Source organism: Acuticoccus sp. MNP-M23 (genome assembly GCF_031195445.1).
Lineage (GTDB): Bacteria > Pseudomonadota > Alphaproteobacteria > Rhizobiales > Amorphaceae > Acuticoccus.
Genome location: NZ_CP133480.1, coordinates 4,120,344 through 4,143,306, shown reverse-complemented (window position 1 = coordinate 4,143,306; position 22,963 = coordinate 4,120,344). Strand labels below are relative to the sequence as shown.

Annotated in this window: 25 protein-coding genes; 18 read left to right on the top strand and 7 right to left on the bottom strand. The window is 65.8% G+C overall.

The genetic code is table 11. The features are described from left to right. Position 1: 1 nt before the first annotated feature. From RDV64_RS19145 to RDV64_RS19130, 4 genes are read left to right on the top strand one after another with little or no spacing between them, the layout of a single operon-like run. Positions 2–829 carry a hypothetical protein gene (locus RDV64_RS19145; RefSeq protein ID WP_309196560.1) on the top strand — a complete coding sequence of 276 codons (828 nt, stop codon included), beginning with the start codon at positions 2–4 and terminating at the stop codon, positions 827–829. After that, positions 826–1,905 carry a hypothetical protein gene (locus RDV64_RS19140; protein WP_309196559.1) on the top strand — a complete coding sequence of 360 codons (1,080 nt, stop codon included), beginning with the start codon at positions 826–828 and terminating at the stop codon, positions 1,903–1,905. The genes RDV64_RS19145 and RDV64_RS19140 overlap by 4 nt, the downstream gene beginning before the upstream one ends. Further along, positions 1,905–2,864 (top strand): hypothetical protein, encoded by a 960-nt coding sequence (locus RDV64_RS19135; protein WP_309196558.1) that lies wholly within the window; start codon positions 1,905–1,907, stop codon positions 2,862–2,864. The genes RDV64_RS19140 and RDV64_RS19135 overlap by 1 nt, the downstream gene beginning before the upstream one ends. Then, positions 2,864–3,367: a hypothetical protein gene (locus RDV64_RS19130; protein ID WP_309196557.1), complete on the top strand. Its 504-nt coding sequence runs from the start codon at positions 2,864–2,866 to the stop codon at positions 3,365–3,367. Before RDV64_RS19135 ends, RDV64_RS19130 begins: the two co-directional genes overlap by 1 nt. 37 nt (positions 3,368–3,404) lie before the next feature. Here the strand turns inward: RDV64_RS19130 and cysS are convergent, their stop codons facing one another. Next, the gene (gene cysS / locus RDV64_RS19125) at positions 3,405–4,772 is read right to left on the bottom strand and encodes a cysteine--tRNA ligase (RefSeq protein WP_309196556.1); all 1,368 of its coding nucleotides are present in this window, start codon (positions 4,770–4,772) and stop codon (positions 3,405–3,407) included. Between the two features lie 303 nt (positions 4,773–5,075). On the opposite strand from cysS, the gene RDV64_RS19120 reads away from it, so the two are divergent. Further along, positions 5,076–5,222, top strand: coding sequence for a hypothetical protein (locus RDV64_RS19120; RefSeq protein WP_309196555.1), 147 nt, complete (start codon positions 5,076–5,078; stop codon positions 5,220–5,222). 130 nt (positions 5,223–5,352) lie between these two features. Here the strand turns inward: RDV64_RS19120 and RDV64_RS19115 are convergent, their stop codons facing one another. The 4 genes from RDV64_RS19115 to dusB all read right to left on the bottom strand — a co-directional run bounded on the left by RDV64_RS19115 (position 5,353) and on the right by dusB (position 9,222). Beyond that, a complete protein-coding gene (locus tag RDV64_RS19115; protein ID WP_309199547.1) occupies positions 5,353–5,514 on the bottom strand; it encodes a YqaE/Pmp3 family membrane protein in 162 nt (53 codons plus the stop codon). A 173-nt stretch (positions 5,515–5,687) separates the two neighbouring features. Beyond that, the gene (ntrC, locus tag RDV64_RS19110; RefSeq protein WP_309196554.1) at positions 5,688–7,127 is read right to left on the bottom strand and encodes a nitrogen regulation protein NR(I); all 1,440 of its coding nucleotides are present in this window, start codon (positions 7,125–7,127) and stop codon (positions 5,688–5,690) included. Next, positions 7,124–8,230 (bottom strand): nitrogen regulation protein NR(II), encoded by a 1,107-nt coding sequence (locus tag RDV64_RS19105; protein ID WP_375143768.1) that lies wholly within the window; start codon positions 8,228–8,230, stop codon positions 7,124–7,126. The genes ntrC and RDV64_RS19105 overlap by 4 nt, the downstream gene beginning before the upstream one ends. Beyond that, positions 8,227–9,222, bottom strand: a complete 996-nt coding sequence (gene dusB, locus RDV64_RS19100; protein ID WP_309196553.1) for a tRNA dihydrouridine synthase DusB — start codon at positions 9,220–9,222, stop codon at positions 8,227–8,229. The genes RDV64_RS19105 and dusB overlap by 4 nt, the downstream gene beginning before the upstream one ends. A gap of 140 nt (positions 9,223–9,362) precedes the next feature. Here dusB and RDV64_RS19095 point away from each other — a divergent pair, with 140 nt between their 5' ends. From RDV64_RS19095 to RDV64_RS19085, 3 genes are all read left to right on the top strand, one after another. Continuing rightward, a complete protein-coding gene (locus RDV64_RS19095; protein ID WP_309196552.1) occupies positions 9,363–10,502 on the top strand; it encodes a bifunctional 2-C-methyl-D-erythritol 4-phosphate cytidylyltransferase/2-C-methyl-D-erythritol 2,4-cyclodiphosphate synthase in 1,140 nt (379 codons plus the stop codon). After that, entirely contained in the window at positions 10,499–11,017 is a 519-nt protein-coding gene (locus RDV64_RS19090) for a CinA family protein (protein WP_309196551.1), read from the top strand. The genes RDV64_RS19095 and RDV64_RS19090 overlap by 4 nt, the downstream gene beginning before the upstream one ends. A 75-nt stretch (positions 11,018–11,092) precedes the next feature. Then, complete coding sequence (locus RDV64_RS19085; RefSeq protein ID WP_309196550.1) at positions 11,093–11,557, top strand: TspO/MBR family protein; 465 nt, start codon at positions 11,093–11,095, stop codon at positions 11,555–11,557. A gap of 178 nt (positions 11,558–11,735) precedes the next feature. On the opposite strand, the gene RDV64_RS19080 is transcribed toward RDV64_RS19085, so the two are convergent. Continuing rightward, complete coding sequence (locus RDV64_RS19080) at positions 11,736–12,542, bottom strand: hypothetical protein (protein ID WP_309196549.1); 807 nt, start codon at positions 12,540–12,542, stop codon at positions 11,736–11,738. A 17-nt stretch (positions 12,543–12,559) separates the two neighbouring features. Beyond that, a complete protein-coding gene (locus RDV64_RS19075) occupies positions 12,560–14,095 on the bottom strand; it encodes a phytoene desaturase family protein (RefSeq protein WP_309196548.1) in 1,536 nt (511 codons plus the stop codon). A gap of 94 nt (positions 14,096–14,189) precedes the next feature. Here RDV64_RS19075 and RDV64_RS19070 point away from each other — a divergent pair, with 94 nt between their 5' ends. The 10 genes from RDV64_RS19070 (at position 14,190) to pufL (ending at position 22,954) form a co-directional block, all read left to right on the top strand. After that, positions 14,190–15,053, top strand: a complete 864-nt coding sequence (locus RDV64_RS19070) for a polyprenyl synthetase family protein (protein ID WP_309196547.1) — start codon at positions 14,190–14,192, stop codon at positions 15,051–15,053. 9 nt (positions 15,054–15,062) lie between these two features. Beyond that, positions 15,063–16,208 carry a methyltransferase gene (locus RDV64_RS19065; protein WP_309196546.1) on the top strand — a complete coding sequence of 382 codons (1,146 nt, stop codon included), beginning with the start codon at positions 15,063–15,065 and terminating at the stop codon, positions 16,206–16,208. A gap of 105 nt (positions 16,209–16,313) precedes the next feature. After that, on the top strand, positions 16,314–17,243 hold the full coding sequence (gene bchC / locus RDV64_RS19060; RefSeq protein ID WP_309196545.1) for a chlorophyll synthesis pathway protein BchC: 930 nt from the start codon (positions 16,314–16,316) through the stop codon (positions 17,241–17,243). After that, positions 17,240–18,259 (top strand): chlorophyllide a reductase iron protein subunit X, encoded by a 1,020-nt coding sequence (locus tag RDV64_RS19055; protein WP_309196544.1) that lies wholly within the window; start codon positions 17,240–17,242, stop codon positions 18,257–18,259. Before bchC ends, RDV64_RS19055 begins: the two co-directional genes overlap by 4 nt. 3 nt (positions 18,260–18,262) lie before the next feature. Further along, positions 18,263–19,798: a chlorophyllide a reductase subunit Y gene (bchY, locus tag RDV64_RS19050; protein WP_309196543.1), complete on the top strand. Its 1,536-nt coding sequence runs from the start codon at positions 18,263–18,265 to the stop codon at positions 19,796–19,798. Then, entirely contained in the window at positions 19,792–21,237 is a 1,446-nt protein-coding gene (bchZ, locus tag RDV64_RS19045) for a chlorophyllide a reductase subunit Z (protein ID WP_309196542.1), read from the top strand. Before bchY ends, bchZ begins: the two co-directional genes overlap by 7 nt. Further along, a complete protein-coding gene (locus RDV64_RS19040) occupies positions 21,234–21,494 on the top strand; it encodes a hypothetical protein (RefSeq protein ID WP_309196541.1) in 261 nt (86 codons plus the stop codon). The genes bchZ and RDV64_RS19040 overlap by 4 nt, the downstream gene beginning before the upstream one ends. A gap of 101 nt (positions 21,495–21,595) precedes the next feature. Continuing rightward, entirely contained in the window at positions 21,596–21,826 is a 231-nt protein-coding gene (gene pufB / locus RDV64_RS19035; RefSeq protein ID WP_309196540.1) for a light-harvesting antenna LH1, beta subunit, read from the top strand. Positions 21,827–21,844: 18 nt separating this feature from the next. After that, on the top strand, positions 21,845–22,036 hold the full coding sequence (gene pufA / locus RDV64_RS19030) for a light-harvesting antenna LH1, alpha subunit (protein WP_309196539.1): 192 nt from the start codon (positions 21,845–21,847) through the stop codon (positions 22,034–22,036). Between the two features lie 93 nt (positions 22,037–22,129). Next, positions 22,130–22,954 carry a photosynthetic reaction center subunit L gene (pufL, locus tag RDV64_RS19025; RefSeq protein ID WP_309196538.1) on the top strand — a complete coding sequence of 275 codons (825 nt, stop codon included), beginning with the start codon at positions 22,130–22,132 and terminating at the stop codon, positions 22,952–22,954. Positions 22,955–22,963 lie beyond the last annotated feature (9 nt).

The following is a 22,963-nucleotide window of genomic DNA, read 5'->3' as shown; positions in this document are numbered from 1 at the left end:
CATGAATGCTGCCCCGCAGGCCTTCGGCAGCGTCGAGGCATTGATTGCCGGTTTTCGCGCGCCCGGAACCTCACCGTTGCTGGACGACCCGTCCGTGGTCTGGTTCGACAATGAGGCCGCGTTGTTCCGCACTGACGTGCAGGCGACCGTCATTCAGGATCTGCGCCTTCTGAGTGACGTTGCGCTGGCCCTTTGCAGTGCCCGGCCGACACTGTTTCTCATCACCACCGCCGCGGACGCGGCCCATCTGTCGCTTCTGCTGGAGGCGCGCACGGTGGTGCTCTCACCTTATGACGGGGTCGTGCTGTCGCCCGGCACCCTCCCGCGCAGCGGGTTCGCCGAGCACAGGTTCGAGACCGCGCTTGACTGGCTGTCCACGCTGCCGGATGTGCAGCTGCCGCAGACGCTCAGCGCTTTCGCGAACCTGTCAAAGGCCGATTTCTCCCGCGCCGGCAATGCCGAAGTGCCGCCCTCCATTGCCGCGGTGCAGCATTTCTGGCTTGTGGTCGGTGACCATGGAAGCCTTGCACAGACGGTCATGCAGTCCGCAACGATGATCCGCACCGGCATGGACGGGCCGTTCCACTCGGTGACACCCACCCTTCTGTTCGTCGATCCGGGTGAAGTGGAGCAGCTGCGCACCCTCCGGCTCACGCAATCGGTTGCTGTGGTCGCGCCGTTCGTTCTGGACAACGAAACCCCGGTGGACAAAATTCTGACCGACTTCGTCGATGCACGGCCGGAACCCTTTCACGTCCACCACGTGTCGATCCTGGGCGAGCGGCAGGACGCAACCCTCGGGTGCGTTTACGGCGAGTACGTTGTTTGACGGGAACCTGCTATATTGTCGTCAATGCGCTGCCGCCGCATTTTGGCTGGCTGACGCGTCCCGACGGGCTGCGCGCCGCACAGCTGGCGCAGCAGGCGCGCGAGGTGTTTTCCACCGTGCGCTTTGTCCTGTTTCTGGAGCGGTTCAACCGGCTTCAGGCCGAGCGCCGGAATGCGGTTCTCGCTCTGGCGCGCGATGACACCATCATCATCGCGTCGGCCGAATTCGAGACATTCAGCAGCCGCATCGCGCCCGCCACCTTCGTCTTCACCAATACCGACTTTGCCGAGGAAGCCGGCTTCGCGGAGCAGCGGCACAGGATCGTTTACGACATCACCCAGCTGCGAGCGCTGGAGGTCGCGCAGGAAGGCGGCGGACCCGATCAGGTGACCATCGCAACCGACATTCATCAGCAGATGCTGTCCATTGCCGACCGCACCTTCATCAATTCGCGCGCGCTTGCCGAGCGTTCCATCACAGCGCGGCTCAACCGGCAAAGCCCGGTGGTGGACCACGCGCCGGACCGCCATGCCGTAGCTGCGCGGCGCGCGTGTCTGATTGCCGGGGAAGCAGCGCCGCAGCGCGGCGATCCCGGCGCAATGCTGGCCGCCCTCACCGAGCACCTGCGCGGCGCCCCGGAGACGCAAGCACTGGTCATCATGCCGCCGCCCGTTCCGGAGGCACCTCACGCCATGGACTATGGGGCGCTGCGGTTGATGGCGAACGTCACCCTCCTGTCCAGGCTGTCGTCGGTGAACGATGCGGAAGTTCTCGCGCTCGGATATGGCTACGTGGAATGGGCACCGCTGGCGCCGACCGGGCCGTGCACAACCTCATGGCGCGTCCTTCAGGCAATTGCCGCCGGAATGCCGGTGCTGCACCAGGCCGGAACCGGGCTGGACGAGTATTTTTCGGAATTTCCGGGCATTTGCCTCACCGGCGCCATCACCGCAGCCGACATCGCGGCGTTCAGTGAGAGGGCACTGCGCGGCGAATTCGACAATTCCGTCGCAAGAGCCTGCCGGGACATGGCGGAATGGCGCTCTGACCGGACCCTCTTTGCGGGGCTTGCCTGATGCGTGTCGTTGCTGCCATTGCACGCGAGGAGCCGTGGTCCGTCCGCAGCCGCCTTCTTGCCTATGCCGCCTACGCGCAGCGCGCCGGCATCGAAACCGTTGTGATGCCGCTCACCAGCACCGGGATCGAGGGGTTCCTCAGCCAGGACGCATTCGCGCCCGCGCCCGACGGGGCAATCACCGACATCGCTGCGTTCCGGCCGGGACGCGACGATCTGGTGGTCTTCTCGTCGCCATCGGTCCACCACATCGTGACCGCGCGCTACGGTCCGCTCACGCCGCGCTTTCTCCACCTCATCCAGTCCGCCACGGTGGCGTCCACCGAGGGCAAGGGCGCCTACGGCTACCGCCTTCTGGCCAAGCCGATGAAGCGGATCGCCCTTGACGAAACCTTCGCCAGACGGATCGCGCTCATCGGCGGCGCCGTTGAGATGGACGTGATCGCACCCGCATTCGCGCTGGACCCCTTTGTCTCCCGCCCGCAGCGCCATGAAATCTTTGCAGCCGCAGTGCATGCCGCCGATGCAGACACGGCCGCGCGAACGCTGGACCAGCTTAACGCGCAGGGTGCGGAAATTTCGGTGCGGATCATCGAGGCGACCACCACGCCGGACGCGCGGGCGGCGGCCTATGCCGCCAGCACCGTGGCGCTGATCGACCCGCGTTACGACGAAGGCCTGTCACAGCCGGCGTTCGAAGCTGTTGCCGCCGGTTGCGCGCTCATCATGCCGGCGTGCGAGGCGCTGACCACCCTGCCCCCCGGCGTCGCACCGCTCAAAACCGTTCCCATGGACAGCGCCGTATTGTTGGGCGACGCAATCAATTCGATCCGGCGGGAGGAGTCTGCCTTGCTCAATGCGCGCATCTCGGGCCAGGCGGCGCTTCTGGCACATGTGCGCGGCGCGAAAGAAAACGCGCGGGTTACCGATACGCTCACCAGCGCCATGGCGGTCGCATAATGGCAATCCTTCGGCCCGGCCGCGCGGTCAACCGCGCCACGCGCATGATTCTGGAGCGGCTTGCGCCCAGCTACGTGTCCAAACCCAGCCGAATTGCGGAATTCGTGGCGGCGATCGAGCCGCTGTTCGACGAACGCTACTACCTGTCGCGTTACCCGCATGTGCGCGAGCGGGACATATCGCCGGCCGAACATTATATCCGCGAAGGCTGGCAGCAGGGGTTCGACCCTGCGCCGTGGTTCTCGACCGACGGCTACATCGCAATCAACGCCGATACCGCCGTGGGCGACCTGCCGCCCTTCGTGCACTACGTGCTTTATGGCCGTGCGGAGGGGCGCACAATTGCGCAGACCACCGATGCGCGGCGGGTCGACGGGCCGGCCGAGATCGCACTGTCCGCGCCCCAGGACAGCGACCTGCGGGCGCTGAGGGCACGCGACGCGCACCGCAGGTGGCCCCGCCGGCTATCCGATCACATCGACCAGCGGCTCGACCGGCTCTAAAGCGCCGGACAACGCGCCACCTGCCGGAAGGCTCGGGTCAGCCGCCCAGATCCCACTCGGTCACCAGCGTTCCGTCCGCGGCCTTGCCGTCCATGATCCGTACGCCGAGGGCGACGATCTCGTCGCGGATCCGGTCGGCATCGGCAAAACGGCGGTCGGCGCGGGCTGCGAGCCGGTCTGCAATGAGCGCCTCCACCTGCGGGGCAATTGCAGCGCGTGCGTTGTTGCTTGCAGCCGTGGTGGTGGTGCGGATGGCCGCAACGTCGATGCCAAGAAGAAGCGCGCTGGCGTCCAGCGTATCGGCGCCGGACCGTGCAAGCTCGCCGAGGCGCGCGATGGCGAGCGGGGTGTTGAGATCGTCTGCGAGCGCCGCAAGCACCGCCTCGTCCACCGCGCCCGGCGCAGCGGCGGCCGGCGCATGGGTCCATGCCTTCAAGATGGCATCGGCCTCGCCAAGCCGGGTCGCCGTCCAGTCGATCGGCTGGCGGTAGTGGGTCATCAGCATTGCAAGGCGCACCACGGCGCCGGATGCCTCCGACAGCGCATCGCGGATGGTGATGAAGTTGCCTTCGGACTTCGCCATCTTGCGGCCCTCCACCTGGAGGAAGCCGTTGTGCATCCAGACCGAGGCCATTTCCGAGACGCCCAGCGCGCTCTTGGTCTGCGCCCGCTCATTCTCGTGGTGGGGGAAGGCAAGGTCGATCCCGCCACCGTGGATGTCGAACGTGTCGCCAAGGTGGGTGTGGGCCATGGCCGAGCATTCGATATGCCAGCCCGGCCGCCCCTCAGCCGCAATGCCGGCAGGGCTCGGCCACCCCGGCTCGCCTTCGCGGGATGGCTTCCACAGGACAAAGTCCATGGGGTCGCGCTTGTAAGGGGCGACCTCCACGCGGGCGCCGGCCATCATCTCGTCGAGGCTTCGGCCCGACAGCGCGCCATAATCGTCCATGGAGGCGACGGCGAAGAGGACATGGTCCTCCGCCACATAGGCGTTGCCGGTCTCGACCAGACGGTCGATCATCTGGCGCATGTCGGCGATATGGTGGGTGGCGCGGGGCTGCCGGGTCGGCTCGAGGCACCCGAGGGCCGCCATGTCGGCATTGAATGCGGCGATGGTCCCGTCTGCCAGCTCGGCGATGGAAATGCCGCGTTCGGCCGCCCGCGCGTTGATCTTGTCATCCACATCGGTGAAATTGCGCACATAGGTGACGTGGTCGGCGCCGTAGGTCTGCCGCAGCACGCGGAACAGGACATCGAACACGATGTTGGGGCGCGCGTTGCCGATGTGGGCAAGGTCGTACACCGTCGGCCCGCACACATAGACGCGCACGTTCGCCGGATCGATGGGGGTGAACGGGGCCTTGCGGCGCGTTCGCGTGTCGTGGAGCGAGATTGAAGCGTTCATATGCGGCCCTCCTACGCCGCTGCGCAGCGGAACGGAAGCATTTTGCGCCCGCCGCGCTCTCATTCTGACGTGTTTTCCGGCGTCCGCGCCTGCCGCAAGCGCAGCTCATGTGCAAGGCCTGTCCAATTGCACCGAACCCGTTCAGCCGTCGTCAAGGGCGCTCATGAGACTTAGACGGGGCAATGTTGATTGGTCTGCACCACGGCGCCAACTGGCTTGAAGCGCAAGACCGGCGGCAATGTGAGACAGGACGAGACCAGCCCGGCTGCCCGGCCGTGCGGCGACAACCGATGTGAGGTTTTGATGCGGGACACCATGGGCGCCATCACGGCGTTGACCCTCCTGGGCCTTCTGATGATCGGCCCGCTTGTGATCATCATGCGCAATGTGGATACCGCGCATGTGGCCGGCTGTGTTGCGGACTTCAGCTGCGACAACCGCGTGCGCTGACAACGGCCCATTCGTCTGGCATCGACCCGCCAGGCGTTTGCGAGACGCTGCCCGCGCAGGCGGGCAAATTAAAAGGGCGAGCCGCATGACGCGGCTCGCCCTTTTAATTCGCTACTGGCGCCAGGCGCTGCTAGCGGCGCGCAATGATCCAGATGGCGTGGATGATGCCGGGGATGTAGCCGAAAAGCGTCAGCAGGATGTTGAGCCAGAACTGCAGACCGAGGCCGACCTGAAGGAACACGCCGAGCGGCGGAAGCAGAACTGCACAGATAATGCGAATGATATCGGCCATGGAAGACTCCTTAGTTTCACTGACAACGAAGAAACGACCGGTTTCGATCCATCTTTTTTGCGCTGCATCACAAAGGTCCTGCTGCAGTGCAGCAGAACCCGCCCGCGCCATCGGGGCAGGCTCCTGAAAATGGCGCGCTAACGGGTTCGGCCGACCGCCTGACAGGCTGCGGATCAGCGCACCCCGCGCATCATCCGCACGTCCAGATCGCGGATCTTCTTGCGCAGCGTGTTGCGGTTGACGCCCAGAAGCTCGGCGGCCTTGATCTGGTTGCCCCGCGTTGCGGCCAGCGCCGCACTCACAAGCGGATATTCCACGTCGCGCATGATCCGGTGGTAGAGGCCGGGCGGTGGCAACGCCGAACCGAACTCGGCAAAATAGTCGCTGAGGTGACGCTCCACGGATTCCTGCAACGTCTCGCTGGGGTTGCCGGCGGGCGTTGCGGCCGGTTGCGCCGGGCCGTCATCGAGTTCGTTCTCGATGTGCTGCGCGGTGATGACGTCTTCGGGGTAGAGCGCTGCGATGCGGCGGATGAGGTTTTCCAGCTCACGGACGTTGCCAGGCCAGCGGTGGTTCTGCAGCGCGGCAACCGCCTCGGTGTCCATCCGCTTGACGGGCAGGCCCTCCGCTTCGCACACGGCAAAGAAATGGTGCGCCAGATCCGGAACGTCCTCCTTGCGCTCGCGCAGCGGCGGCAGGCGCAGCGGCACGACGTTGAGGCGGAAATACAGGTCCTCGCGAAACAGCCCCTGCCCGATCCACTGGCGCAGGTCCCGGTTGGTGGCCGCCACGATGCGCACGTTGGTGCGCAGCGGTGTCCGTCCGCCAACAGTGGTGTATTCCCCCTCCTGCAGCACGCGCAGAAGCCGCGTCTGCGCCTCCATGGGCATGTCGCCGATCTCGTCCAGGAACAGCGTGCCGCCCTCGGCCTGCTCGAACCGGCCGGGATGGCGGCTGGTGGCGCCGGTGAAGGCGCCCTTTTCGTAGCCGAACAGCTCCGCCTCGATCAGCTCCTTGGGGATTGCCGCCATGTTGATGGCGACGAACGGGCCTTTGCGGCGCTTGCCGTAGTCGTGCAGGGCGCGGGCGACCAGCTCCTTGCCGGTGCCGCTTTCGCCGTGGATCAGGACCGTGAGATCGGTCTGCATCAGCCGGGCCAGCACCCGGTAGATTTCCTGCATCGCCGGCGAGCGGCCCACAAGTGGCATGGGCTCGCCGACGTCGGGCAGCTTCTCAAGCTGACGCGAGCGCGGTTCGGCCAGCGCCCGGCCCACGACACTGATGAGTTCCTTCAGGTCGAACGGCTTGGGCAGATATTCGTAGGCCCCGCGCTCGGAGGCGCGGATGGCGGTCATGAAGGTGTTTTGCGCGCTGATCACCACCACCGGCAGGTCCGGCCGGCGCTTTTTCACGCGGGGCAGAAGCTCGAAGGCGTTTTCGTCGGGCATGATGACATCGGTGATGACCAGATCGCCCTCACCGCGATCGATCCAGCTCCACAGCGTTGCAGCGTTCCCGGTGCAGCGCACATCGTACCCTGCGCGCGACAGCGCCTGGTTCAGGACAGTACGGATCGCGCCGTCGTCGTCGGCGACAAGGATCGTCCCCGTCATTGAAGCTCCTCGGTGTCATTGCCCTCATACGCGGGCATCAGAATACGGACTGTGGTGCCGGAGCCCTGGCCGGAATCGATCTCGATCACGCCGCCATGATCGCCGATGATCTTGGCAACAAGGGCAAGTCCAAGGCCAGTTCCGTTGGTTTTTGTGGTGACGAACGGCTCGAACAGATGCGGCACCAGATCATCCGGCACGCCCGGCCCGTCGTCCTTGACGCAAAACTCCAGCGGCAGGCGCACCTTGTGGGGCGACCCCGGCGCCTGCACGCGCATGCCGGGACGGAAGGCGGTGGTGAGGGTGATCGTGCCCTTGTCGCCCCCGGCCTCCGCTGCATTCTTCACGAGGTTCAGGAAAACCTGCACAAGCTGGTCGCGATTGGCGTGCACGAACGGCAGCGAAGGGTCGAACTGCTTGCGGATCTCGATCCCGCGCGCAAAGCCGGACCGGGCGAGCCGCTCCACATGTTCCAGCACATCGTGGATGTTGACCGGCGTGCGCTGCACCGGACGCGCGTCGCCGAACACCTCCATCCGGTCGATCAGCTTGACGATGCGGTCGGTCTCGTCGGTGATGAGCTGGGCAAGCAGCCGGTCGCTTTCATTGAGCGCCGGCTCGATGAGCTGGGCGGCCCCGCGGATGCCGGACAGCGGATTGCGGATTTCGTGGGCAAGCATTGCTGCAAGACCGGACACGGAGCGCGCCGCACTGCGCGAGGTGAGCGCCCGGTCGATCTTCTCGGCCATGGACGGCCGGTCGAGCGTCAGGACCACCACCTCGGGGTCTTCCGGCATCGGCACGGCATGAATGTCGACAATGTGGCCGGCCCCCGACCCGCGCGGCGACGACAGGTCGACCCGGTATTCCACCAGCGACGCATTTTCCGCCCGCACCATGGCGGGCAGCGACAGGAGCGGCGAGCCGAACGGTGCGAAGGCGGAGAGCGGCCGCTTGCGCATGTGGGTGAGGCTGACACCGAAGAAGGCCTGTGCGGCATCGTTGGCGGTAATGATCTCGTCCTCGCCATTGAGGACGAGGATGGCGTGGGGCAACGCATTGAGAATTGCGGGCGGCGTGATCCGGCGAGAAGACATGTTCATGCGGCCGCCTTTCCGGTCATGGGTTCGGCCGCGTCGAACACGGCCCGCAGCGCTTCGGCGGCAATGCGCGGCGTTTCGGCCGTGAGTGCCGCCCGGCGCAGCGCTTCGGGCACCGCGAGGCCGTCGATGTAGGCGGCGGTGTGCTTGCGCATCAGCCGCACGCCGAGGATGGGTCCAGCCGATGCACTCAGCATGTCGAGGTGTTCCTGTGCGATTGCAGCGCGCTCTGCGAGCGAGGGGGTGTTCGGCACGGGCTTTCCGTCGAGGGCGGCGGCGATCGCGCCCGGCAGCCACGGTGCGCCAAGGCTCGCGCGGCCGACCATGACGCCATCGGCGCCTGACGCTGCCATCATGGCGCGGGCGTCGGCGATGCCGGCACAGTCGCCGTTGGCAATCACCGGAACAAGGACGGCACGCTTGACCGGCGCGATTGCCGCCCAGTCGGCGCAACCCTTGTATTTCTGGCAGCGGGTGCGGCCGTGGACGGTGACGAGCTTCGCCCCTTCCGCCTCCGCGCGCCGCGCAAGCTCGGGTGCGTTGAGGTTCGTGCGGTCGTAGCCAAGCCGCATCTTCACGGTGACCGGGACGGAGACGGCGGCCACGGTTGCCGCGATCAGCCGAGCCGCATGGTCGAGGTCACGCATCAGCGCGGAGCCCGCCCAGCCGCCCACGACGCGCTTGGCCGGGCAGCCCATGTTAATGTCGATGAGGTGGGCGCCGGCGGCTTCGGCAAGGCGCGCAGCTTCGGCAAGGTCTTGCGCGCGGCAGCCGGCAAGCTGCACGGCGTGGATGTCCAGCCCGGCCCCCTCCAGCTTGAGGCGGGTTTCGGCCTCCCGCGCGATCAGCCGATCGCTCGCCACCATCTCGCTGACGACAAGCGATGCGCCGAACCGGGCGGCAAGCCTGCGGAACGGCCAGTCGCTGATGCCGGACATCGGCGCGAGGAACGCCCGCCCCTTGATTGCGAGGGAGCCAACTGTGACAACATTCATGGCGTGACGCGTTCGAACCTCAAATCTTCCAATTCCGACAACGGTCCCCGAACTGGTATATGCACACATTTTGACCATGGCAGAAAAATGCGCAAGCAGTCGATACGGCAAACCCGTTGAAAGATAAAAACCGGACCGAAATGGTGAATAAAACCGATGCCGTGGTGGTGGCAGCCGGGCGCGGCACACGTTCGGGCAGCGCCACGCCGAAACAATTCCTGCCCATTGGCGGTGTGCCGGTGGTGGCGCGCTGCGTGGACGCGCTTTTGCACCACCCGCTGATCCGGCGCGTTGCAGTGGCCATCGGGCCGGACGATGCGGCGGCGTTCGATGCCGCCATCGGCAGCCGGCGCGCGCGCATTCTCACCGTCACCGGCGGGGGCACGCGCCAGGCCTCCGTCGCCGCCGCGATGGATGCCCTTGCCGGCGACCCGCCGGACAACGTGCTGATCCACGATGGCGCGCGCCCGTTCGTCAGCGCCGCCGTGGTGACCCGCGTGGTGGAGGCCCTTGCCACGGCGTCTGCGGTGATCCCGGCGGTTGCCGTGGCCGATACGCTGAAGCGCGTTGACGGCGATAACGTGACGGAAACCGTCGCGCGGGACGGTCTTGTCCAGGCGCAGACGCCCCAGGGCTTCCATTTCGCCCCGCTGCAGGCAGCCCACGCTGCAGCCGCAGACACACTCACCGACGACGCCGGCCTGATGGAAGCGGCCGGTCATCCCGTGCGCGTGGTGGAGGGCGAACGGGCCAACTACAAGCTCACCACCGCCGACGACCTTGCGGATGCCGCACGCGCGTTCGCCATCACCACCGTCGGCCAAGGGTTCGACGTCCACCGTCTGGTCCCCGGCGGACCGCTCATTCTGGGCGGCCTCACGCTGGAGAGCCCCGTGCGCCTCGATGGCCACAGCGATGCGGACGTGGCACTCCATGCGCTGACCGACGCGCTGTTCGGTGCCATCGGCGACGGCGACATTGGCCACCACTTCCCCCCGTCCGATCCGAAATGGCGCGGCGCAGCATCCGACCAGTTTCTCGCTTATGCGTGCGAGCGGGTGCGTGCTGCCGGCGAAATCGTCCATCTGGACCTGACGGTCATCTGCGAAACGCCGAAAATCGGCCCGGTGCGGGACGCCATGCGCGACAGGATAGCCGAAATCTGCTCGCTGCCTCCCGAGTCCGTTTCGGTGAAGGCGACCACCACCGAGCGTCTCGGCTTTACCGGCCGCGGCGAGGGTATTGCCGCCCAGGCGCTGGCCACGGTGCGCCGGCGATGATTTCACCCTTTGACGATGAGCTGGGCCGGCGGGCAGAAGCGGTGCTCGATGCAGCACGCGCCCGCGGCAAGATGTTGGTGACGGCAGAATCGTGCACCGGCGGCCTCGTCGCGGCGGTGCTGACCGCCATTGCCGGGTCGTCCGACGCGGTTGAAGGCGGCTTCATCACCTACTCCAACGATGCCAAGGTCCGCCTTGGTGTTCCCTCCTTCGTCATCGAACAGCATGGCGCGGTCAGCGAAGAAACCGCCCGCGCGATGGCGGAGGCCGCGTGCGCCGCAGCGTACCGGCCCGGCATCACAGTGGCAGCGGTGTCCATAACGGGCGTTGCGGGACCGGGTGGCGGCTCGGCGTCAAAGCCTGTGGGGCTCGTGCATTTTGGCGCCAGCGATGGAACGCTAACACTTCACCGCGCGATGAAGTTTGGTGATATCGGTCGCGGTGCGGTGCGGCTTGCCAGTGTGGACACTGCACTGGCGCTGCTCCTCTCGCTTCTGTCTGACCCCCGGCCTTGAAGCGGGCGCGCTTGATAATGCGGGCCGGAACTATATCTCACGCAATGCGTCTCTGGCGCAGTTTTGGAGACTGACATGGAGAACTGGACGCTTTTTCTGGTTTTTATAGGCGTCAACGTTCTCGCCGCATCCAGCGGTGCGTTCTTCATGCCCGGCGCTTGGTACCGGGCCCTCAACAAGCCGCCGTGGACCCCGCCGGACTGGCTGTTCGGTCCGGCCTGGACCTTGCTTTTCCTGATGATCGCCTACGCCGGCTACCGCTTCACGGTTGACGCTGCGCCGGGCGAGCGCACGGTCCCCCTCATGCTCTACGGGTTGCAGCTTGTCGCCAACGCGGGCTGGTCGGCTTTGTTCTTCGGCGCGCGACGGGTCGACCTTGCCCTTGCTGACGCAATTTTGATGTTCGTCACAATCGCCGCGACAATCCTGGCATTCTACCCCCATTCCCCGATAGCGGCCTACCTGATGGTGCCGTATCTTCTTTGGGTCGGCTTTGCGAGCGCGCTCAACTATAGCATCATGCGCCGCAATGCCTCATGATGTGTGCCTGTTTCAAGAAACTCATACAATTGTCTGACCAGGAGGACTAGGTAAATGGACGGTGGTCTTCTGATTTTAATGGAACTTATCTTGATTTTCGGTGGGTGCATCGCTTTCGCCATCTGGGACATTAGAGCGATGCGTCAGAACCGAAAATCATAGGCCTGTTTGATAAGGTTCAGAGCGATCTGGGCATCCGAAAGGGCAGCATCAGCTGTACGATTGTGTTGCGGAAGCGGCTGAGCGAAAGCGTTTCCTGGATCGCCGTTCGCCGCGCGCCCAGAATGTCCACGTCCAGCTCCGTTCGCACGTAAAACGGGGTATCTTCCAGCGTTCGCCGCACCGTTGGCCCTTCGCCATCGGACCAGCCGGAGCGAGGGACGCGCCAGAGCGTGCCGGGCAATCTGTGGCGCCGGGGCGCAGGCATCGGTTCGGCCGTCCCGTCCGGTGCGCAAAGCAGCGCAAGTTGCCGCCCCCCGCCGGACAGCTCCTCGGTGTCGTAGAACACCGCCGAACGGCCCTCCCCCAGGTCGACGCGCATCCAGTCCCAATGGTCGAACGTGCGCTCCAGAGGCTTCATGCCCCAGTTCATGTCCACGTACCCGGTCCCCTCCCAGGACAGGTCAGGCGCACTCATGCGGACCGAAACGCCGGCCGATGGCGCAATCGGGCGCCACAGGTGCTCTCCCGCCCTGTCGATGGGATAGGCGGTGCGCGCAATGGCCGACGGGGAGAGGATGATTTCACCGCGGACCTTGCGCGGGATCGGCGCGCCACGCTCGTCGATCACGATCTTGATGCGGCCGTCGCCCAGCTGCTCGATTGCACTGGTGCGCACGCGAAACCCGGTCTGCGTCTGCTCCGCGTCCCGGCGGGTCCGCTCCGTCATCGCCCAGCGGGACGGTTTGCCATAGAGCGCAACGTTGACCGCAACGTGGTTGAGCGGCTCCCGCTTGCCGGACCACGCATAATAGGGCGAGAACACGCTTCCGATGAACGCAATTACCGTGATGGCGTGGTTGCCGTCCGCGCTGACCCCATCGAGGTACCACCAGACATAGCCGCCGGGCGGGACTGGCGCGTCAAAGCGAAGTCCCTGATCAATGCTTCGGCCGCCATCTGGCCAGACAGTGCCGACATCGGCACCCCGGGCCCCGGATGCACGCTGCCCCCCGCCAGATAGAGCCCCCGCGTGCGCGTGCGCAGCGCCGGGCGCTGGAACGATGCCGTCCACCCGTGCGAGGCCCGGCCGTAGATCGCGCCCCCCGTCCCCGGCAGCATTGCCGCAAAGTCCGTCGGCGTCGATGAGACCGCTGCCTCCAGGGTGACTGGCAGCCCGCAGCGGCCCAGTGTCGCCATCACCTGTTCTTTGCATCGGGCGATGTCCTCCTCGCCATAGTGACGGATGTCGCCGTCGGCCGGCGCATTCAAAATGATGAGAATACCCTGCGTGCCGCCGGGCTCCGCTGGTGGTTCGGGCGCGCAAACATAGACGGTCGGCTCTTCGGGCATGGTCCGGTTGCCGAACAGCGCCTTGAATTCGGCCGGATAATCTGGCCCGAACGCCACCGTATGATAGTCGAGCGGCGCCTCGGACCGCGCCTGTGCCACAAAAGTGACGGCGGAGAGCGAACGGTGGCGCGGGCTGACATATGGCGCAGCGCGCGATGCCATCCGCCCCAGCAGCCCGGCCCCCACCGCCGCCGCATCCCCGGCAAAGATGACGCTGTCGGCCTTGACCAGACAATCATCCACCACCACACCCTCGACGCGGCGATCCTTGATGCGGATGTCGTCCACATGCGCATCGAGCAAGACCGTGCCGCCATGCCGCTCGAACGAATCGCCGATGGCCCTGGCAAGGGCCGCCGCCCCCCCGTCGATGGCCCAGACCCCGCATTGCTCCACATGCGCCACAAGCATCAAGGTTGCCGGTGCGGCAAAGGGTGAGGCGCCACAATACGTCGCATACCGGCCGAAAAGCTGGCGCAGCCGCGGATCGGCAAAATGCTGCGACAAAGCCGACCACATGGTGTCGAACGGGCGGATCTTGGATGCGCCGAGCGGGCCGACGGCGCGCGCAAGAGCGAAGAGGTCCGGCTTGGGCGAGCGAATGAACGGGCCATCCACCGTGGCGTAGATGCGCGCAGCATCTGCGAGGAAGGCGCGGTAGCCGTCTGCCTCCGCAGCGCCTGCAAAGTCGGCGATTGCGGCCGTATTCGCGTCCACGTCGGCATGAAGGTCGAGCCGTTCGCTCGCGCTCCAGCGGTGGTGGGCAATCGTGTCCAGCGGGGCGAGCGACACGGCTTCCTCCAGCCGCTCGCCGCCAGCGTCGAACAGCTCTTCAAACACATGCCGCATGGTGAGGACTGTCGGCCCGCCCGGCGCAAGAACGCTGCCAACGCCGACATTGCGCGCCTTGCCGCCAAGGCGGGGCTGCCGCTCCACCAGAGTGGTCGAAATGCCGGCCGACTGCAGGCGGTGTGCGGCTGCAAGCCCGCCAAACCCTCCCCCGACGACGACCGTTTTGTGGTTCATATTGGCTTCGGCTCCAGCCGAATTGACTCATGTTTCGCTTTCGATAAGGTCATTGTGCACTACGTAGTGTCAACTGAGGTAGACGGTTTCGAGAATGATGAACGTCTCCACACGCGTCGAACGGGCTCTCAACCGGCATCTGTTGGGTCGAGATGAGCCGGGCAAACTGACTGCCGCCATCACACACGCGCTGTTTCCGGGCGGTGCGCGGGTTCGGCCGTGCCTCGCGATCGCCGTTGCGCGTGCCTGCGGGGACGACCGGCCGGCGGTCGCCGATGGTCTCGCCGCCGCAATCGAATTTCTGCACTGCGCCTCCCTGGTGCACGATGATCTGCCGTGTTTCGATGATTCGGATACCCGGCGCGGTCGCCCTTCGGTTCATGCCGCCCACGGTGAAGCCATGGCGGTTCTGGCCGGCGACGGTCTCATCGTATTGGCCTTCCAGGCCCTGTCCGACGTTGCGCAGGAGGCGGGCCCCCGCTTGCCGGCACTTCTTTCGATCGTTGCTGAAAGTGCGGGATCGCCGGCGGGTCTTGTGGCCGGTCAGGCCATGGAGAGCGAGGAAGGGTGCGCGCTTTCGCCCTACCATGCCGCGAAGACCGGCGCGCTCTTCGAGGCGGCAACCGCCGGTGGCGCGGTAGCGGCTGGCGGTGACGAGGCGCACTGGCGGGTCATTGGCCGCCGGCTCGGCGCAGCCTACCAGATTGCCGACGACATTCACGACAAGCTCGGAGCCGATGGCATGATGGGCAAGCCGACGGGGCAGGACGCGCGCCTCGGCCGCCCCAGCAGCGTCGACGAATATGGCGTCGACGGAGCAATTCGCACGCTGAAGCATCTCATCGAGGAAACCGCCGCAGCCGTGCCCGACGGGATGGCGTCAGACGAGATTCGTCAGCTCATCCGGGCCCAGACCGCCCGCTTCGTGCCCGCCAAGCGCGCCACAGCCGCCGCCTGATCGCAGACCTTGGGCGCGCTTTATGACCGCGTGGCGCGCCTGCGGGACCGGCTGGTCATGGCGCCGGCCTTCCACCGGATTGTCACGTCCCTCCCCTTCGGCAAAACGATTGCGGCGTCCCAGGCCGAGGCGACGTTCGATGTGGTCGCCGGCTTCGTCTATGCGCAAACTCTTGCAGCGCTGGTGTCGCTCGGCGTTCTGGAAAGGCTCGCGGGCGGCCCCCGGTCCACCGAAAATCTTGCCGCCGAACTCGATCTGACGCCGCGCGCTGTCGAGGTGATGATGCGCGCTGCCCACGCCAAGGGCCTGGTGGACCGGCGCACCGGCGGCTGGGGCCTCGGCATGAAGGGCGCCGCGATCCTCGGTCAGGGCGGAATTGCCGAAATGGTGGCCCACCACCACCATTTTTATGCGGACCTTGCAGATCCCGTGGCCCTGATGCGCGGCGGCAAACCAACCGAACTTGCCGCCTACTGGACCTACACCGGGCAATCGGACGTCCCAGCCAGTGACGATGGCGCAGCAACTGGCCCCGAATCAGCCATGCCGGCCGCGGACGCAGCCCCTTATTCCAGGCTGATGGCGGCATCGCAGGCCTTCGTTGCAGACGCGGTTTTGCACAACCGGCCCTTTCGCCGCGCGCGACACCTCGTCGATCTGGGGGGCGGCGCCGGAGCTTTCGGCATCGCCGCGCTGAAGTGTCATAAAAATCTGACACTGACCGTGGCCGACCGCCCCGATGTGGTGCCATTGGCAGAGGCCGCGCTGACTGACGCTGGTCTGGACCACCGGGCAGACGCGCAAGCCATTGATTTCTTTGAAGATGGTCTGGCATTCCGCGCAGATCTGGTCTCTCTGGTCAGGGTTCTCCACGACCATGACGACGCCGCGGTGGCCGTATTGCTGGGCGCATTGGCGCACGGCTCACCTGATGCTGCACTGGTGGTGATCGAGCCCATGGCGGACCTTGCCCGCCCGACGGGTATGGACGCCTATTTCCCGTGGTATTTCATGGCGATGGGCCAAGGCCGCCTGCGCACTTACGATGAACTCTGCGCCCTGTTGAAGGCCGCTGGCTACACCGATATCCGCCCTCTCAAGTCCAAAAACCCCGTGCTCGTTCGTGCACTCGTCGCAAGGTGTAAACCTGATTGACATACCCAAGTGTCAATGTAGAGTGACAGGCAAGAACGAACAACGAGCCGCGCCATACGGGGCCCCGCCAGTCGATGGCAGTGCCCGGCGCGAACAAGGGATTTTATGGAAACGCTTGCGGTCGTCCTCAAGGAGCCCCGCACGATCGACCTGACCAAGGTCGATCTGGCTCTTGGCACGACTGACAACCGCGTCCTCGTCCGGGTGGATTATTCCGGTATCAGCGCCGGCACCGAGCGGCTTCTCTGGGAAGGCGCGATGCCGCCATTTCCGGGCATGGGTTACCCGCTGGTTCCAGGCTACGAGACCGTGGGCCGCGTCGTCGAAAGCACCGACGACGCATTTCGCCCCGGCGATGCCGTCTTCGTCCCCGGCGCGCACTGCTACAAGGACGTGAAGCCGATCTTCGGCGGCGCGGCAGCCAACCTTTTCTGCGATCCCGCACGGCTCCACCGTATTGATGGTGCCGACGCGCAGATGACCCTTCTGGCGCTGGCCTCCACCGCCCATCACGCAATTGCCGTGGGCGGCGTTCCGGACCTCATCATCGGCCACGGTGTTCTGGGTGCCCTCATGGCCCGCATAACCGTGGCACTCGGCCATCCGGCGCCCACGGTTCACGAACTTCACACCGGGCGTATGACAGGCCGGGACTATCCGGTGGTAACGCCGGAAAGCGACGAACGGCGGGACTATCGCTGCGTCGTCGATGCCAGCGGCTCCCGCCAGGTCATCGACACTGCCGTCTCCCGCCTTGCGCGCAGCGGCACCATCACGCTTGCCGGCTTTTATGGCGAGCGGCTCGATTTCGCCTTTCCGGTGGCCTTCATGCGCGAAGCGCGGATCCAGATCGCAGCCGAGTGGAAGGCGAACGACCTCGTTGTCGTTCGTGAGCTTCTCGGCAGCGGCGCCCTGTCGCTGGATGGCCTCATCAGCCACGTCGCGCCCGTCACCGCGGCCGCATCCGCCTACACCACCGCATTCACCGATCCCGACTGTCTCAAGATGGTCCTCAACTGGGGAAGCGTCCATTGACCGATCTTCACGCCCGCACATCCGATGACCACGGCGCCGAGTCCTACGACCAGCGGCTCGCGGCGGAAGCGGCCGTCGAGCCGGATCCCGTCGTTGCGTCCGAAGTCAAAAAAGAAACGCAGATCATCGCGATCTACGGCAAAGGCGGCATCGGCAAGTCGTTCACGCTGTCAAATCTGTCTTACATGATGGCTCAGCAGGGCAAGAAGGTCCTGCTGATCGGCTGCGATCCGAAGTCCGACACCACGTCGCTCCTGTTCGGCGGCAAGAGCTGCCCCACCATCATCGAGACCTCCACCAAGAAGAAGCTCGCCGGCGAAGAAGTCGAAATCGGCGACGTCTGCTTCGTGCGTGACGGCGTCTACGCGATGGAGCTGGGCGGCCCGGAAGTTGGCCGTGGCTGCGGCGGTCGCGGTATCATCCACGGCTTCGAGCTTCTGGAAAAACTCGGTTTCCACGAGTGGGACTTCGACTACGTCCTCCTCGACTTCCTGGGCGACGTGGTGTGCGGCGGCTTCGGCCTGCCGATCGCCCGCGACATGTGCCAGAAGGTGATCGTGGTCGGCTCCAACGACCTCCAATCCCTCTACGTCGCCAACAATGTCTGCTCGGCGGTTGAATATTTCCGCAAGCTCGGCGGCAATGTCGGTGTGGCGGGCATGGTCATCAACAAGGATGACCAGACCGGCGAAGCGCAGGCGTTCGCACAATCGGTCGGCATTCCGGTGCTGGCCGCAATCCCTGCCCACGACGACATCCGCAAGAAGAGCGCGAACTACCAGATCATCGGCACCCCCGGTTCCGAATGGGCGCCGCTGTTCGAAGAACTGGCGGAGAACGTTGCCGAAGCCCCTCCGGTCCACCCCACCCCGCTCGACAATGACGGTCTCCTCGGCCTCTTCGATGGCGACGTGACCGGCCGCAACGTGGTCCTCACCCCGGCAACCCCCGCCGCCATGCGCGGGAAATCCTTCACGCCGAAGGCCTCCCTCGAAGTCGTCTACGACGAGGCCTGAGCCATGGATCACCCCTTCGAACCCACCGCGGAAAACCCGGCGCTCGAAGAGGCCGGTGCCTGCCATAGCGGCAAGGACCGGATGACGGCTGCCGCAGAGGCTGCCGGCAACGCCGAACTCCTCGCCAAATTCCGCGCCGACTACCCCGTCGGCCCGCATGACCAGCCGCAGTCCATGTGCCCCGCGTTCGGTTCGTTGCGCGTCGGCCTGCGCATGCGCCGCACCGCCACGGTCCTGTCGGGCTCGGGCTGCTGCGTCTACGGCCTCACCTTCACCTCGCACTTTTATGGCGCGCGGCGGACGGTCGGCTACGTGCCGTTCAACTCCGAAACGCTGGTGACGGGCAAGCTGTTCGAGGACATCCGCGAGGCGGTCCACGACATGGCGGACCCCGCGCTTTACGACGCCATCGTCGTCACCAACCTTTGTGTTCCCACCGCGTCCGGCGTGCCGCTGCGGCTTCTGCCGCCGGTCATTAACGGCGTGCGCATCATCGGCATCGACGTGCCGGGCTTCGGCATCCCCACCCACGCCGAAGCCAAGGACGTGCTGGCCGGCGCCATGCTTGAGTTCGCCCGCAACGAGGCCGTCGCAGGCCCCGTCGCAGCGCCCGACAAGCGCACCACCCGCCCCTCCGTCACCCTGGTGGGCGAGATGTTCCCGGCGGACCCGATGATCATCGGTGGCCTCCTCGACCCCATGGGCCTCGATGTCGGCCCGGTCGTCCCGACCCGCGAGTGGCGCGAACTCTACGCCGCCCTCGACGGTGCGGTGATCGCCGGCATCCACCCCTTCTACACCGCCTCCTTCCGCGCGTTTTCCGCCGCGGGCCGCCCCATCGTCGGTTCCGGCCCCGTCGGCCGCGAAGGCACGCGCGACTGGCTCGCCGCCATCGGCAATGCCGCCGGCGTCTCGGCTTCCAAGATCGCCGCCGCGCAGAACGCCGCCGATGGCGCCATCGCCGGCGCGCTCGCCGCCAAGCGGATCAACGGCCGCATCACGGTGTCGGGCTATGAGGGCTCGGAGCTTCTGGTTGCCCGCCTTCTCATCGAATCCGGCGCCGATGTCCGCTACGTCGGCACCGCCTGCCCCAAGACGCCGTATGCCGAGGCAGACCGGCAGTGGCTGGAAGCGCGCGGCGTGCCCGTCACCTTCCGCGCCTCGCTGGAGCAGGATCTGGCCGCCGTCGAGGCGTTCGAGCCGGATCTCGCCATCGGCACCACCCCTGTGGTGCAGAAGGTGAAGGAGACGGGCAAGCCGGCGCTCTACTTCACCAACCTCATCTCCGCCCGCCCGCTGATGGGCCCCGCCGGCGCTGGGTCGCTTGCCGACGTCGTCAACACCGCCATCGGCCGCAAGGACCGGATGAACGACATGAAATCGTTCTTCGAAGGTGTCGGCACCGGCCACAACGCCGGCATCTGGCAGGAAAAGCCGGTGGCCCCCAAGGCCAAGCGCTCCGGCAAGACGCTGATCGGCGGCAAGGAACAGAAGAGCGACTTCGTGAAAGGCTCGATCGTGGAGGACGCGTCATGCTGATCCTCGACCTCGACCGTGCCGGCGGCTACTGGGGCGCCGTCTATGCCTTTTCGGCCATCAAGGGCCTCCAGGTCATCATCGACGGGCCGGTCGGCTGCGAAAACCTCCCCGTCACCTCGGTGCTCCACTACACCGACGCGCTGCCGCCGCACGAGCTCCCGATCGTCGTCACCGGCCTTGGCGAGGAAGAGCTCGGCCGCAAGGGCACCGAAGATGCCATGAAGCGCGCCTGGGAAACGCTCGACCCCGACCAGCCGAGCGTCGTCGTCACCGGCTCGATCTCCGAGATGATCGGCGGCGGCGTGACACCCGAAGGCACGTCGATCCAGCGCTTCCTGCCCCGCACCATCGACGAAGACCAGTGGCAGAGCGCCGACCGTGCCCTTTTGTGGCTGTGGAACCAGTACGGCGCCAAGAAGGGCAAGATGCCCAAGCCGCGCGCCCGGAAAGAGGGCGACAAGCCGCGCGTCAACATCATCGGCCCGGCCTACGGCATGTTCAACGGCCCGTCCGACATCGCTGAGATTCGCCGCCTGATCGAGGGCATCGGCGCGGAGGTGAACCTCACCTACCCGCTCGGCAGCCACATCGACGACACGCGGCGCCTCGTCGACGGCGACGTCAACGTCTGCATGTACCGCGAGTACGGCCGCGCGCTCTGCGAAGCGCTCGACAACCCGTATCTACAGGCCCCCATCGGCCTCCACTCCACCACGGCGTTCCTGCGCACCCTCGGCCAGATGATCGGGCTCGACCCCGAGCCCTTCATCGAGGCCGAGAAGCACACCACGCTGAAGCCGCTGTGGGACCTGTGGCGCTCGGTGACGCAGGACTTCTTCGGCACGGCAGGCTTCGCCATCGTCGCCGGCGAAACCTATGCCCGAGGCGTGCGCCACTTCCTTGAAGACGAGATGGGGTTTCCCTGCACCCACGTCACGGTGCGCAAGGCCGGCGTGAAGATCGACAACGTCGCCGTGCAGGAAGGCCTCAAGGCAAGCCCGCCGCTGATCGTGTTCGGCTCATACAATGAGAAGATGTATCTGGCGGAAGCCGGGGGGCGCGCCGCCTTCATCCCGGCCAGCTTCCCGCTCCCCATCGTGCGGCGCCACACCGGCACGCCCTTCATGGGCTACTCGGGCGCCACCTACCTTGTGCAGGAAGTCTGCAACAGCCTGTTCGACGCGCTGTTCAACATCCTGCCGCTCGCCAGCCAGATGGACGCCATCAAGGCGACGCCGGCTGACGCACCGCGCCTCCAGTGGGCCGAAGACGCCCGCCGGATGCTGGACGACCTCACCGCAAAATCTCCCATCCTCACGCGCATCTCTGCAGCCAAGCGGCTGCGTGAGGACGCGGAACGCCGCGCCGAAGCGCGTGGCACCACAACCGTCTCCGCCTGCGATGTTGCAGGCCAGGACGCTGAAAGGGCAATGGCATGACCATCCAGACAATGTTTGACGCCACCCCCGCCACGCCGACGCTGGCGGATCGCCTCCATGGCACCGCGCTCGACCCCTTCAAGGGGCGTGCCCGCGAGTACCGGGCCATCTACGCCATCACCCTTTTCGTCCTGATCCTCGCCCTCGGCGTTGCGAGGCTTGTGACTTTTGCGCGGGCGAATGGCCCGCGCCGCTCCATCGTGCAGGAAGCCCGGCTCGCCGCCTCTTCGGCGCTGGCCTACGCCTACCGGCACTAAGAACTTCCGGCGCGAGCTGGAAGGTGTGGTCGTGGAACCCCGCGACATGACGGCCGCCCGCGGGCGGCGTGACCCTCTGCGGTCAAACTGGAGGAAAACAAATGGCACTTGAGCCAGAACGGACCGTGTCGCTGTCCGGCCTTACCGAAACGGAGGCCAAGGAGTTCCACGGTGTCTTCATGGCGAGCTTCGTGGGTTTCACCCTCGTCGCAATCGTCGCGCACATCTTGGTTTGGCTGTGGCGGCCCTGGCTGCCGGGTGAGGATGGTTATTCCTCGCTCATGGACGGCGTGACGAATGTCGCGTCCATCGCCAGTCATCTCATCGGCTAATCGAAGGAATTCCCAGACATGTGGCGCACTTGGCTGCTTTTTGATCCCCGCCGGACGTTGATCGCACTCTTCGCGTTCCTCTTCATCCTGGCGATCGTGATCCACTTCATCCTGCTCTCCACCGACCGGTTCAACTGGCTCGAAGGCCCCGGCGGCACCCCCGCTGCGGCGATCACGACCCTGCCTGCCGCACAAGGCACCGGCAGCTAACCCGACGGGGCGGTCGACCCGCGCGACCGCCCCGCCATCCTTCGCCGACTGCGAACGTGCTCCGCAGGACTAACGAGAAACGCGAGGTCGCCCATGGCAATGCTCTCATTCGAAAAGAAATACCGCGTCCGCGGCGGCACTTTGATCGGCGGAGATTTGTTCGATTTCTGGTTCGGACCATTCTACGTCGGATTCTTCGGAGTCCTGACCGTCTTCTTCAGCATCCTGGGGACCACGTTCATCATCTGGGGCGCTGCGATGCAGGGGAACTGGAACCCCTGGACCATCTCAATTGCCCCGCCGGACCTGTCCTACGGGCTCGCATTTGCGCCAATCCACGATGGCGGCCTCTGGCAGCTGATCACCATCTGCGCCATCGGAGCCTTCGTCACCTGGGCACTGCGCCAGGTGGAAATCGCCCGCAAGCTCGGTATCGGCTACCATGTGCCGTTCGCCTTCTCGTTCGCGATCCTCGCCTACGTCACGCTCGTGGTGGTTCGTCCGCTCCTGATGGGCGCATGGGGCCACGGCTTTCCGTACGGGATCTGGTCGCACCTCGATTGGGTGTCCAACGTCGGCTACCAGTACCTGCACTTCCACTACAATCCGGCGCACATGATTGCGGTGTCGTTCTTCTTCACCACAACGTTTGCACTGTCGATGCACGGCGGCCTTATCCTCGCCGCAACAAACCCCGGCAAGGGAAAACCCATAACGGGGCCTGACGCCGAGAACACCTTCTTCCGCGACATCATCGGTTACTCCATCGGCCCGCTCGGCATCCACCGTCTCGGCCTGTTCCTGGCACTGTCCGCCGGGTTCTGGAGCGCTGTGTGCATCGTCATCTCCGGCCCGTTCTGGACACGTTCGTGGACCGAGTGGTGGGGCTGGTGGCTCAACCTGCCGATCTGGTCCTGAGGGGGGAAC